The sequence below is a fragment of the Streptomyces sp. NPDC059142 genome (assembly GCF_042755665.1).
Taxonomy (GTDB): domain Bacteria; phylum Actinomycetota; class Actinomycetes; order Streptomycetales; family Streptomycetaceae; genus Streptomyces.
Map to the genome: position 1 here is coordinate 66,157 of NZ_JBHZDA010000025.1, position 11,511 is coordinate 77,667.

The window sequence follows — 11,511 nt, forward strand, 5'->3', positions numbered from 1 at the left end:
ACCTGCGGCCGTGGCGTACCGCGTCGGGGGCCGGGGGGTTGGGGGCCCGCCCCCGGGGTACGGACTTGGGCGCCGCCCGGCGCCCCCCCCCCGCACCACCCCGCCCGCCCGGCGCCGCCCCCGCGCCCCCGGCCGCGCGCCGGCGGCGGGGGGCCTCGCGCCCCGTGCCCGGTGGCTCCGTACGTCTGTCCGCTGTCCGCTGTCCGCTGGTCCGCTGGTCCGCTGGTCCGCTCCCGCCTACGGGAGACCCCAGGCGGCGCCCGGCTCCGAGATGCCGACCGGCGCGATGACCAGGTCGGGACGCGCCCCGGAGTGGACCAGCACCTCACGGCCCTTGGGCAGGGTGACGGCCAGCGTGCCGTTCCCCAGGTCCTCCGTCCTGGCCGGCGTACCGTCGTCGAGCAGCACGGTGAGCGGGCCGGTCAGACCGTGCTTGAGCCTGAGCGGTTCGCCCGCCAGGCTCCTGACCCGGACGAACCGGGTGACGCCCCCCGCGCGCACCGCGCTGACCAGGAACGCGCCCTGCGTTCGGAAGTCGTGCAGGGTGACGTCCTGCCAGGCGTCCGGAACGGCGGGGAAGACCCGGACGGTTCCGCCCCAGCTCTGGCAGACCATGTCGTGCACGGACTGCGAGGCCGACAGCGGTGTCTCGATGACCGGTCCGGCCTCGGTGTAGTGGGTGTTGGCCCGGCAGGGGAACCGGGTGGTGGGGTCGAAGAACAGCTTCAGATAGTCGAGCGCGGTGTTCCCCCGGCCCGCCATCGCGTACAGCGAGGCGGCGCCGGTGTAGCTGTACCCGCGGTGCGCGCCGGTCAGCGCGTGCCAGTGGACGAGCGACTTCTCGATCAGCTCGCGGTTCTCCGGCTGGTCCCAGTTGACGAGGTAGAGGGGGTACACCATCAGCAGGTGCGAGTAGTGCCGGTGCGACTGGGCGTACGGGGTGTCCGCGCCGATCATGAACCCGTTCCGGTCGGTGGGGTACGGCGTGAGCCGCGCCAGCACCTCCTGCCACCGGGGCTGCAGCGGATCGTCCACACCGAGACGGGCGGAGGCGTCGAGGAGGGTCCGACAGCCCCAGCGGATCAGCGCGAGGTCGTAGTTGGTGTCCTGCGGCGGCACGACCGGATACTCGGGGGAGAGCGTGCTGGGCAGATGGAGCTTGCCGTCGCTGCCCGGTGCGAGGAAGTGCAGGTAGTAGTTGACGGCGCGGCGCAGCAACGGGAAGAGGGTGTCCCGCAGCAGCGTCTCGTCCATGGTGTGCCGGTAGCTCAGCCACACGTTGTGCAGCGCCCAGGTGAGGTCCCCGACCTCGGCGCCGCTGCCCGGGGTTCCGACGGTCCGGGTGGCGAACATGTCCGAACTGCGGCCCACCCCGGAGCTGTCGGAGCGGTACGCGGCGGGCACGTTGGCGGTCAGCCGCTCCTGGTTCTGACGGAGGGTGGTGGTCAGCGAGTCGAGTTCCAGGTGGTTGGAGCCGTGGATGAGCCAGTACTCCAACTGGACGTTGAGGTTCCACCACACCGCGGGCCACGGGGTGGGCTCCAGCCACGGCCCCGAGGTGGCCATCACGGGGGCGCCCGCCCGGGTGGCGGAGGCGACCTTGTAGAGCTGGATCCAGTAGAAGCTCTGCAACCGCTCGTCGGGGAGGGAGACGAAGCTCTTCCGGTAGAAGTCGTGCCACCAGCGGGTGTGCCGCTCGCGGAGGGTCGCGTACGGTTCGGCCCGCTGGATCTTCCGGAGCGAGACGGCCGCGGCCTCGGTGCCGGACGGATGGCTGTGCCCGACGCTGAGCAGGAACACCTCGCCGGTCTGCCGGTAGGCGGTCGCGGTCTGCCCGCCCCCGGTGAGCGGCTGGAGCACCTGGGTGACCCCGCCGGTGGTACGGGTGGACCAGGCGGGGTTGGCGACGTAGTCGGCGGGCGGCTGCTCGCTGATCTGCCGGGGGCTCATGGCCGCCTCGGGATGGAACGTCCAGCGGACGCGCTCGCCGCCGCCCGCCCGTACCCGGGCGACAAGGGTCTCGTCGTGGATGAGGACGGTGAGCGTCAGCGTGCCGGACGAGGTGGTGACCGTACCGCTCAGCTCCGCGTTCCACAGGCTCAGCCGCCAGTCGACCGCCGTGATGGTGCCGACCGGGTCGAGCGTCAGATGCCCCACCGGGAGCCGGCAGGTGCCCCAGCCGCTGCCGAGGGCGGGCCGGTGGTCCTGCACCCGCCCGTGCTGGACGGTGAAGCGGATCTTGTTGGCGTCCGGCTCCTGGTGGACCATGCTGCCCAGCAGCCCGTCGCCCAGGAACGGCCCCTCGTGCCACAGGGCGGGCAGCCGGCTCCAGACCAGATCCTGCCGGCGCAGGAACGCGGCCCAGTCGCCGCTGCCGGACATACGGTTGCTCAGCTTCCACGGCCGCGCCCGCACCGCGTCCGCCCCGGCCCCCGCGGCGTCCCCGGCGGACTCCTCCGCGCGGGCTGCCCCGGGCAGCGACGCGAGCGCCGCGCCGCCCAGCGCGGAGCCGAGCACGGCTCTGCGCGTCGATAAGACCTTTCTCGGCTGTGAGGTCATGCGTGTGCCCTCCATGCCTGATCGACCGTCAAAACATCGGGTGTATTGCGGGAAAGTACGGACTGGTTGTTCCGCTGTCAATGGATGAAGGGGCTTAAGAGGTGGCCCCTGTCGCGGTTCCTGTCACCGTTTCCGTCAACACATCGGATCTATGATCGGTCCGGTGGTGCGGCGCGGTGCGGTGCGCCCCGACGGTCGGCCAGCACGGCCGCCAGACCCTCCCGCACGTCGTCGACGAAGTACCCGGCCACCTCCAGCGACGGGAAATGCCCCCCGGCCTCCGGCGACCGCCACCGGACGATCCGCCGGTAGCGCTCCTGCGCCCAGGGGCGTGGGCACTTCTCGATGTCGCGGGGGTACATGCTGATGGCCGACGGGACGTCGACCCGGAGCGCGGGGTCCACCGAGTTGTGGCTCTCGTAGTAGATGCGGGCCGACGACGCACCGGTCCGGGTCAGCCAGTACAGCGTGACGTTGTCGAGAATCCTGTCCCTGGACATCGTCTCGAACGGGCTGTCCTCGGTGTCCGACCACTCGGCGAACTTGTCGAGAATCCAGGCGAGAAGACCCACCGGTGAGTCGACGAGCGAGTAGCCGATGGTCTGCGGCCGGGTCGCCTGCTGCTTCGCGTACGCCGCGCGGTGGAGCCAGAAGTCGCGGGTCTCCTCGGCCCATGCGCGCTCCGCCGCCGTCAGGCCGTCCGTGGTCGCCCCGGGCAGTGCCTCCGCGAACGTCGTGTGGATACCGAGGACATGCTCGGGGAACCGGCCGCCGAGAACCGTGGTGATGTTCCCTCCCCAGTCGCCGCCCTGGGCCACGAACGTGCCGTAGCCGAGCCTTCCCATCAGCTCCACCCATGCGGCGGCGATCCTCTCGGTACCCCATCCGGTGGTGGCCGGTCTGTCGCTGTGGCCGAAGCCCGGCAGGGACGGGGCCACGACATGGAACGCCGGCGCGTCCGCGTCCTCCGGATCCGCCAGTTCGTCCACCACGTCGACGAACTCGGCGACACTGCCCGGCCAGCCGTGCGTCAGGATCAGCGGAGTGGCGTCCGTGCGCGCGGACCGGCGGTGCAGGAAGTGGATTCCCAGACCGTCGATGGTCGTACGGAACTGGCCGATGTCGTCGAGGCGCTCCTCGAACGCCCGCCAGTCGTAGCCGGTGCGCCAGTAGTCCACGACCTCGGCCAGGTCGGCGAGCGGAACGCCCTGGTCCCATCGGCGGGGGTCGGGCGCCGGGCGATGGACCGTCTCGGTCTCCGGCAGCCGCGCCGCGGCCAGGCGCGCGCGCAGATCGTCGAGATCGGCTTCGGGTGCATGGGCTTCGAATGCCTGTACGTCACTGGTCGGGCGGGGCATGAGACCTCCTGGCCATCGCGGAACCGGCAATGACGGTTCTAACAACTCCCGGGGCCGCGGCGCAACCGTCTAAGGTGGTTCTATGCGTATGGTGTTCCCCGAATTCCGCCTCGGCAGCGTCCTGGCGACCAGCTTCACGGGGACCCTCTCGGAGCGTCACGGCACCCCGGTGGAGCGCATCCCCGTTCCGCACCGGCTCGCCGACTGGCTGGCGTCGAGCGGTCTCGCCGTGGACTCCTGCACCACCGCCCAGCTCGAACTCGCCCGGGAGCTGCGGGAGTCGATCCACGCCGCCGCGACAGCGGTCGCCGTCCTGGCCCCTCTCCCCGCGTCCGCCGTCCACGTGATCAACGACCGCAGCGCTCGGGGCCGGGCCGCGGCGATCCTGACGCCCGAGGGCGAGCGGCACTGGCGGCTCGGCCCGGCCTCCCGCGTGGAAGACGCCCTCGGCGTGATCGCCGCCGACGCGATCGGCGTCCTCTCGGGCGAACGCGACGGAAGACTGGCCCTGTGCGCATCACCGACCTGCCGGGCGGCCTTCTTCGACACCAGCCGGAGCCGCACCCGTAGATGGTGCGACATGAACACGTGCGGAAACCGTCAGAAGAAGGCGCGCTTCCAGGCCGGCCGGCGCAAGGACCCCGGATCGGCGGAGTGATCCCTGCCCCCGTGCGTTCGGGCGGGGTCCCGCCCGCGCCGCGTCCGGTGCGCCGGGCGCGCGTTCAGAACGCGGTGGCCAGCCACGCGGTGACGCCGGCGAGGAGGATCAGGGGCACGTTCAGGCCGGTCTCCTTGACCTCGCCGCGTGACAGGTGGAGAGCCGCCGCCAGGATCTGAAGGACGGCGAAGCCGATCGCCGCCGCGATCGCGAGGGCCGGTGCGATGCCCGTCAGGGGCGGCAGGACCAGTCCGGCCGCGCCGAGTATCTCCACGGCCCCGATGAACCGCACCAGCGGCATCGGGACGGTGTCGACCCACCCCATCATCGGGGCGAGCCGCTCCTGGCTCTGGGTGGTCTTCTTCCAGCCGGCGAAGACGAGGAGGAGACCCAGCGGTGCGGCAACGATCCAGTACGCGACGATCACGGCGAACCTCCGATGGTTACTTCTTGTAAGAAGGGCCATGATGGGTCACTCTCGAAGGGCTTACAAAAGGCACATCCGTGTGCCTTGCCGACAACGGGGAGCACGGATGTCGCGGTACGAGAAGACCTGCCTGATCCGGGGCGACGGCGGCCGGGCCGTCCGGGGCATCCTCGACCGCATCGGCGACAAGTGGACCCTTCTCGTGGTCGCGACCCTCCACGGCGAACGCATGCGCTTCACCGACCTGCTGCGCCGGATTCCCGGCATCTCGCAGCGGATGCTGACCCTGACCCTGCGGCGTCTGGAGCGGGACGGACTCGTCGACCGCACGGTCTTCGCCGAGGTGCCGCCGCGCGTCGAGTACGAACTCACCCCGATGGGCAGCACCCTGATCGAACCGGCCGTGACCCTGGCCGAGTGGGCCGTCGAGCACAACCCCGACATCGAACGCAGCCACGCCGCCTACGACTCCCGGGACCGCTGACCGTCGACCGCTCCTGACCTCGGTTCCGTCCTCGCCGGGGGCGGGTGATGTTTGAATGCCTGCGTGACTGCTACTTCGACTGCTTCGACACCCGAGACCGCGACCGTGCCCCTGACCGTGGCCGACATCGACGTACTCAGCGTCTTCTGCGGCGCCGACGGCCGGCACGGCAACACCCTCGGCGTCGTCCGCGAGGGGCGGCACCACCCCGACCGGGCGGCCCGGCAGGCCATCGCGGCCGAACTGGGCTACAGCGAGACCGTGTTCGTCGACGACCCGGACCGGGGCGTCGTCGACATCTACACCCCGGGACAGCGGCTGCCCTTCGCCGGGCACCCGCTCGTCGGCGCCGGCTGGCTGCTCGATCTGGAGGCCGTGAACCCGCCGGCCGGGGAGGTCTGGGTGCGCCAGGACGGCGAGTTCACCTGGATCACCGCGCGCCCCGAGTGGGCGCCGCCGCGCACGCTGGAGCAGTACGCCTCCGCCGCCGAGGTCGACGCGCTGCCCGCTCCGCCGCCCGGCGAGGGGTGGCTGTACGCGTGGGCCTGGGAGGACGAGGCCGCGGGACGCATCAGGGCGCGGGCCTTTCCGCGCCGGGGCGACGGCATCGTGGAGGACGAGGCGACCGGCGCCGCCGCGCTGCTGCTCACGGCGCGGCTCGGCCGGGCGCTGAACATCACGCAGGGCCGGGGTTCGCAGCTCATCACCGCCCCCGGCCCCGACGGGTCGATCGAGATCGGCGGGCGCGTACGGCTGCTCACGGAGCACGCCCGCTGAGACCCGGGCAGCCCCGGCCCCGTACCCGCGTACGTGCTACGCGCTCAGCGGGAACTCCGCGCCCAGCTCCCGGAACACCGCCCCGTTGAAGTCGAACGCCCGCTTGCACTCGTCGATGATCCGCTGCTTCTCCAGGTCGTCCGCCGCGACCGCGTCCAGCAGTTCCCGGTATCCGCGCTTGAAGGCGGCCGGGTTGGAGATCCCCTCGAAGACGTAGAACCGTACGCCGTCGCTCTTGTGGGCGAATCCCCAGGTCCTCTCCGCCTTGTCGCGGATGATCTGGCCGCCGGAGAGGTCCCCGAGGTAGCGCGTGTAGTGGTGCGCCACGAACCCGCCGGGCCACTCGCGCGCGCACTCCTCGACTCGTGCGGCGTACGCGGCCGTCGCGGGCAGCGGTGCGAGCCCGGTACGCCAGTCGGCGCCCCGCAGATACGCGAGGTCGCGCTCCAGCTCGGGGGTGCGCGCCAGCTCGCTCTGTATGAAGGGCCCGGCGACCGGGTCCTCTCTCAGCGTCTCGGACGCGCCTTCCAGCGCGCGGTACACGAACCAGAGCTGCTCCGTGTAGCGGGTGTACGCGTCCACCCCGAGCCGGCCGCAGAGGAGGTCGCTCATGAACGTCGACGTCTCCGCCTCCGTGTGCTGCTCGTGGGAGGCGACCCGGATCAGCGTGGAGAAGGGGGTGGTGGCGGTTGCGTCCAAGGCGGGCCTCCGGAGACCGAGGGGGACGGGAAGGACGGACTGGCGGCGGATACGGCGTACACGCGTACGGCCGCCATGACCGATACTCTTACTTAGGCTTACCTAAGTCAATGGGTTCCCGACGTCCTGTCGGTAAAATCGTCACCCCGGGAGCGCCGGTTGGCAATCCCGGGGTTTCGCGTGGTCAGGCGCGCGCGAGGGTCACGGCAGCGTCAGGATCTCCGCGCCCGTCTCCGTCACCACGAGCGTGTGCTCGAACTGCGCGGTCCGCTTGCGGTCCTTCGTCACGACGGTCCAGCCGTCGGCCCACATGTCGTGCTCGTACGTGCCGAGGGTGAGCATCGGCTCGATCGTGAACGTCATGCCCCGCTCGATCAGCGTGGTGGCGTGCGGGCTGTCGTAGTGCGGGACGATCAGCCCGGAGTGGAAGGACGAGTTGATCCCGTGCCCGGTGAAGTCCCGGACCACGCCGTAGCCGAACCGCTTGGCGTACGACTCGATGACCCGCCCGATCACATTGATCCTGCGCCCCGGCCGTACCGCCTTGATCGCGCGGTGCAGCGCCTCGCGCGTCCGCTCCACCAGGAGCTTCGACTCCTCGTCGACGTTCCCGCACAGATAGGTGGCGTTGTTGTCGCCGTGCACCCCGTTGATGTACGCCGTGACGTCGAGGTTGACGATGTCGCCGTCCTGGAGCACGGTCGAGTCCGGGATCCCGTGGCAGATGACCTCGTTGACGGAGGTGCACAGCGACTTGGGGAACCCCCGGTAACCGAGCGTCGAGGGGTACGCCCCGTGGTCGCACATGAACTCGTGCGCGACCCGGTCCAGCTCGTCGGTGGTCACGCCCGGCGCGATGAGCTTCGCGGCCTCCTCCATCGCCTGGGCGGCGATCCGCCCGGCGATCCGCATCAGCTCCACGGTTTCGGGGGTCTGCACCTCCGGCCCGGTGTACGGGGTGGGAGCGGGCTTCCCGACGTACTCGGGGCGCCGGATCTTTCCGGGGACGGAACGGGCGGGAGAGATCTCCCCTGGTACGAGCAGCGACTGGCCAGACATACCGGCGAGTCTATGGCAGGGCTCAACCGGCCCAGGTGGGGCAGCATGACGGGTGAGGCGTCGGGCGTGAGGCGCCAGGCGTCAGAGGAAGGAGCCGATGATGGCCCTGTTCAAGAAGCGTACGGTCGGCAAACCCGGCGAGTGGTTCTACTGCCTGCGGCACCAGAAGGTCGAGGAAGGGCCCGACTGCCCCGCCAAGGACCGCTTCGGGCCGTACGCCACCCGCCAGGAGGCGGAGCACGCGATGCAGACGGCCCGGGAGCGGAACCTGGAGTGGGAGAACGACCCGCGCTGGCACGACCCGTCGAAGGGCGGGGACAGCGGGCAGAGCTGATCGGACGGGCCTGACCGAACCGGGCGGGGGAGGGCGGCTGGGGGCGGTGCCGCCCGCGGGCCGCCCCTCCCGCGCTCAGGGCGCCGCCGTCTCCGTACCGGGAGCGGGCGTACCGGGAGCGGGTGCCCCCGGAGCGGCGGTGCCCGGCACCGCCGTCCCCGTCGCCGTCCCCGCGACCGCGCCCGGGACGGCCCCCTCCTTCTGGGCGCGGCGGCGCAGCGCGTCCTCGTCCGTGTCCGCGTCGTAGGTCACCAGCTTCGGCAGCACCGCCGCCAGCAGCCCCACCGTCGCCACGCACGCGAGCCCGCCGCTCCAGATCGCCGGCCTGGTCCCCGTCCAGCCCGCCATCGCACCCGCGCGCACCTGGCCGAGCTGCGGGCCGATGCTGTACGAGAGCACCTCGATGCCCGCGAGCCTGCCGCGCAGCTCCTCCGGGATCGTCTGGTTCCAGATGGTCGAGCGGCCGAGGCCGCTCAGGGTGTCGCCCATGCCCGCGAAGGCCAGGCAGACCAGTACCAGCCAGATGTTGGAGAACCACCCCGCGGCCGTGATCGCCACCCCCCATCCCGCCGCGCCGAACACCACGAAGAGGCCGTGCCGCCGCACCCGTGAGGTCCAGCCGCTGGTCACGCTGAGGATGACCGAGCCGACCGCGCCCGCCGCGTACATCAGCCCGAGCGACCAGGGCGCGTCCAGTTCGTCGGCGAGGAAGGGGAAGATCGCGTTCGGGAAGGCGAAGAACATCGCGGCCAGGTCGATCGCGTACGTCCCCAGCAGCACCGGCCGGCTCCACGCGTAGCGCGCGCCCTCCGCGATGCCGCGCAGCGACGGGCGCTCCGCGTCGTGCGCGGCGGGCGCGGGCGACAGACGCAGACAGAGGAGCACGGAGGCGGCGAAGCCCGCGATCGTGATCCCGTACGCGGTGGCGTGACCGGCGTACGCGACGACCACGCCCGCCACCGAGGGGCCCGCGATCGTGCCGAGCTGCCAGCGCGCCGCGTTGAGCGCCGCCGCCGCGGTGAGCTGGTCGTGCGGGACGATCCGGGCCATCAGCGAGTCCAGCGCGGGCCGTTGGAGACCGGCGAGCGCGGAGACCCCGGCGGCCACCAGGTACAGCGGCCACAGCAGGGGCTGCGGCAGCAGGGCGTTCAGCAGCAGGACGGCGGCCAGCAGGCCGAGCCCCGCCTCGGTGAGCAGGATGACGCGGCGCCGGTCGACGGCGTCGGCGAGGGCCCCGCCGTACAGCCCGAAGACGATCAGCGGCACCAGCTCCACGGCCCCCATCGCGCCGACGGCGAGCGGGGATCCGGTGAGGTCCTTGATCTGGAGCGGCAGCGCGATCATCGCCATGAAGCTGCCGAAGGTCGTCACCAGCCCCTGCACCCAGAGCAGCCGGAAATCCCGGGAGGAACGGAACGGGGAGAGATCCGGCAGGATCGAGCGGATCGAACGGAGGGGGGCTGTGGTCACGAGAGGCCATGGTGCGTGGCCAGGGGGTGTTACGGCAAGCCGATTGTGTGACCCGCGGGGCGACCGGAGCCCGCGTACGGGGGCGGCCGGCGCCTGGTGACGGGGGCTGTCGGCGCCCGCGTACGGCGGGAGACGGGGCGGCCCCGCGGCTCACCAGCGGGCGGGCGGGGGCGCCGTCAACTGGTCGGCCAGCCGCGACAACCGGTCCCGGAAGCGGCGCCGGCCGCGTGGCGCCGGGAGGCTGTTCTCGCCGGTGGCGGCGGCCACGAGATGCTGCACCGTGTCCAGGTCCACGCCCTGCGCCGCGTCCGTCACGGCCACCGTCAGCGCGTCGTGCGCGAGCCCCCGTACCTCCGCGTCGCCGCCGTCCAGCGACAGCACCGTCGCCCCGGCGCGCCGCGCGTCGTGCACCCGCTCCAGCAGCCCGCCGTCGGGGCGTTCCGGCGCCACGAGGAGCAGGGTCTCGCCCCGGCCCGCCGCCTCCAGACGGCCGAGCCCGACGGCGAGATGCGCCGGATCACCGGGCCGTACGCGGTGGCGTACGAGGGTGGGGTTCAGCTCCGGCTGGCCGGACCAGGCCGCCTCGTCCACCAGGTGCGCGGCCAGGTGCCACGGTTCGTACGCCTCGGTCCCGACGAGCAGCAGCCCGCCGCCGTGCGGTACGACGGAGGAGCGCAGCGCCCCCGCGAACCGCCGGGTCGCCGACGGCCACTCCGTAGCGGTGAGGACCTCGCGGAGCAGTGCGACGCGTACGGCATCCATGGGCCCGCATCCTGCCGCAGGAGGGCGCCGGGCGTTGCGGGTCCCGGTGTATCTCACCCGAACGGGGCTGCCGGGTGCCCGGTTACCGACCCGTAGAGTCTGACCATGACTTCAACGGACAGTGGCAGCACGCCGAACCAGCCCGCCCAGCCCGCCGCCGGGAGCGGCGCCGAACCGTCGGCCAAGCCCGCCGCGAAGGACCCGTGGGACCTCCCCGACGTCTCCGGGCTGGTCGTCGGTGTGCTGGGCGGCACGGGGCCGCAGGGCAAGGGGCTCGCCCACCGGCTGGCGCGGGCCGGACAGAAAGTGATCATCGGGTCCCGGGCGGCCGAGCGGGCCGAGGCCGCCGCGGCCGAACTGGGCAACGGCGTCGAGGGCGCGGACAACGCCGAGTGCGCGCGCCGCAGCGACCTCGTCATCGTCGCCGTGCCGTGGGACGGGCACGCCAAGACGCTGGAGTCGCTGCGCGAGGAGCTGGCGGGCAAGCTGGTCGTCGACTGCGTCAACCCGCTCGGCTTCGACAAGAAGGGCGCGTACGCCCTCAAGCCCGAGGAGGGCAGCGCCGCCGAGCAGGCCGCGGCCCTGCTGCCCGACTCGCGGGTGACCGCCGCCTTCCACCACCTCTCCGCGGTGCTCCTCCAGGACACGGAGGTCGAGCGGATCGAGACGGATGTGATGGTGCTGGGCGAGGTCCGTGCGGACACCGACCTGGTCCAGGCGCTGGCGGGCCGGATCCCGGGGATGCGCGGGGTCTTCGCGGGCCGGCTGCGCAACGCCCACCAGGTGGAGTCGCTGGTCGCCAACCTCATCTCGGTGAACCGCCGTTACAAGGCCCACGCGGGGCTGCGGATCACGGACGTCGAGTCGGACGCGTAGCTCCGGCGGCGGTACGAGGGGGGCCTGGTGCCCGGCCCGGTGAGGGGC

At 72.2% G+C, this 11,511-nt stretch carries 12 protein-coding genes; 5 read left to right on the forward strand and 7 right to left on the reverse strand.

Features of this window, described 5'->3' with window-relative positions; genetic code table 11:
- Window positions 1–237 precede the first annotated feature (237 nt).
- The gene (locus tag ACFXPK_RS12655) at window positions 238–2,559 is read right to left on the reverse strand and encodes a Tat pathway signal sequence domain protein (protein ID WP_385074540.1); all 2,322 of its coding nucleotides are present in this window, start codon (window positions 2,557–2,559) and stop codon (window positions 238–240) included.
- Between the two features lie 149 nt (window positions 2,560–2,708).
- On the reverse strand, window positions 2,709–3,917 hold the full coding sequence (locus ACFXPK_RS12660; RefSeq protein WP_385074543.1) for an epoxide hydrolase family protein: 1,209 nt from the start codon (window positions 3,915–3,917) through the stop codon (window positions 2,709–2,711).
- An 82-nt stretch (window positions 3,918–3,999) separates the two neighbouring features.
- Here ACFXPK_RS12660 and ACFXPK_RS12665 point away from each other — a divergent pair, with 82 nt between their 5' ends.
- A complete protein-coding gene (locus ACFXPK_RS12665; RefSeq protein ID WP_385074546.1) occupies window positions 4,000–4,575 on the forward strand; it encodes a CGNR zinc finger domain-containing protein in 576 nt (191 codons plus the stop codon).
- A gap of 64 nt (window positions 4,576–4,639) precedes the next feature.
- Here ACFXPK_RS12665 and ACFXPK_RS12670 read toward each other — a convergent pair whose 3' ends face one another.
- A complete protein-coding gene (locus ACFXPK_RS12670) occupies window positions 4,640–5,002 on the reverse strand; it encodes a DoxX family protein (protein ID WP_385074549.1) in 363 nt (120 codons plus the stop codon).
- Window positions 5,003–5,108: 106 nt separating this feature from the next.
- On the opposite strand from ACFXPK_RS12670, the gene ACFXPK_RS12675 reads away from it, so the two are divergent.
- On the forward strand, window positions 5,109–5,486 hold the full coding sequence (locus ACFXPK_RS12675; RefSeq protein ID WP_385004700.1) for a winged helix-turn-helix transcriptional regulator: 378 nt from the start codon (window positions 5,109–5,111) through the stop codon (window positions 5,484–5,486).
- Between the two features lie 105 nt (window positions 5,487–5,591).
- On the forward strand, window positions 5,592–6,263 hold the full coding sequence (locus tag ACFXPK_RS12680) for a PhzF family phenazine biosynthesis protein (protein WP_385074582.1): 672 nt from the start codon (window positions 5,592–5,594) through the stop codon (window positions 6,261–6,263).
- A 36-nt stretch (window positions 6,264–6,299) separates the two neighbouring features.
- Here the strand turns inward: ACFXPK_RS12680 and ACFXPK_RS12685 are convergent, their stop codons facing one another.
- Entirely contained in the window at window positions 6,300–6,962 is a 663-nt protein-coding gene (locus ACFXPK_RS12685; RefSeq protein WP_385074552.1) for a heme oxygenase (biliverdin-producing), read from the reverse strand.
- A 201-nt stretch (window positions 6,963–7,163) separates the two neighbouring features.
- Window positions 7,164–8,021 (reverse strand): type I methionyl aminopeptidase, encoded by an 858-nt coding sequence (map, locus tag ACFXPK_RS12690; protein ID WP_385004694.1) that lies wholly within the window; start codon window positions 8,019–8,021, stop codon window positions 7,164–7,166.
- Between the two features lie 100 nt (window positions 8,022–8,121).
- On the opposite strand from map, the gene ACFXPK_RS12695 reads away from it, so the two are divergent.
- Window positions 8,122–8,355, forward strand: coding sequence for a hypothetical protein (locus ACFXPK_RS12695; protein WP_385074555.1), 234 nt, complete (start codon window positions 8,122–8,124; stop codon window positions 8,353–8,355).
- 75 nt (window positions 8,356–8,430) lie between these two features.
- On the opposite strand, the gene ACFXPK_RS12700 is transcribed toward ACFXPK_RS12695, so the two are convergent.
- Together ACFXPK_RS12700 and ACFXPK_RS12705 are read right to left on the reverse strand one after the other, a co-directional pair.
- Window positions 8,431–9,825 (reverse strand): MFS transporter, encoded by a 1,395-nt coding sequence (locus tag ACFXPK_RS12700; RefSeq protein ID WP_385004690.1) that lies wholly within the window; start codon window positions 9,823–9,825, stop codon window positions 8,431–8,433.
- A gap of 150 nt (window positions 9,826–9,975) precedes the next feature.
- The gene (locus tag ACFXPK_RS12705) at window positions 9,976–10,587 is read right to left on the reverse strand and encodes a hypothetical protein (RefSeq protein WP_385074558.1); all 612 of its coding nucleotides are present in this window, start codon (window positions 10,585–10,587) and stop codon (window positions 9,976–9,978) included.
- Window positions 10,588–10,692: 105 nt separating this feature from the next.
- On the opposite strand from ACFXPK_RS12705, the gene npdG reads away from it, so the two are divergent.
- Window positions 10,693–11,463, forward strand: coding sequence for an NADPH-dependent F420 reductase (gene npdG / locus ACFXPK_RS12710; protein ID WP_385004686.1), 771 nt, complete (start codon window positions 10,693–10,695; stop codon window positions 11,461–11,463).
- Window positions 11,464–11,511 lie beyond the last annotated feature (48 nt).

Coding starts and splice junctions, on each gene's coding strand:
- ACFXPK_RS12655 (WP_385074540.1), bottom strand. CDS start 2,559: ATGACCTCACAGCCGAGAAAGGTCTTATCGACGCGCAGAGCCGTGCTC.
- ACFXPK_RS12660 (WP_385074543.1), bottom strand. CDS start 3,917: ATGCCCCGCCCGACCAGTGACGTACAGGCATTCGAAGCCCATGCACCC.
- ACFXPK_RS12665 (WP_385074546.1), top strand. CDS start 4,000: ATGCGTATGGTGTTCCCCGAATTCCGCCTCGGCAGCGTCCTGGCGACC.
- ACFXPK_RS12675 (WP_385004700.1), top strand. CDS start 5,109: ATGTCGCGGTACGAGAAGACCTGCCTGATCCGGGGCGACGGCGGCCGG.
- map (WP_385004694.1), bottom strand. CDS start 8,021: ATGTCTGGCCAGTCGCTGCTCGTACCAGGGGAGATCTCTCCCGCCCGT.
- ACFXPK_RS12695 (WP_385074555.1), top strand. CDS start 8,122: ATGGCCCTGTTCAAGAAGCGTACGGTCGGCAAACCCGGCGAGTGGTTC.
- ACFXPK_RS12705 (WP_385074558.1), bottom strand. CDS start 10,587: ATGGATGCCGTACGCGTCGCACTGCTCCGCGAGGTCCTCACCGCTACG.
- npdG (WP_385004686.1), top strand. CDS start 10,693: ATGACTTCAACGGACAGTGGCAGCACGCCGAACCAGCCCGCCCAGCCC.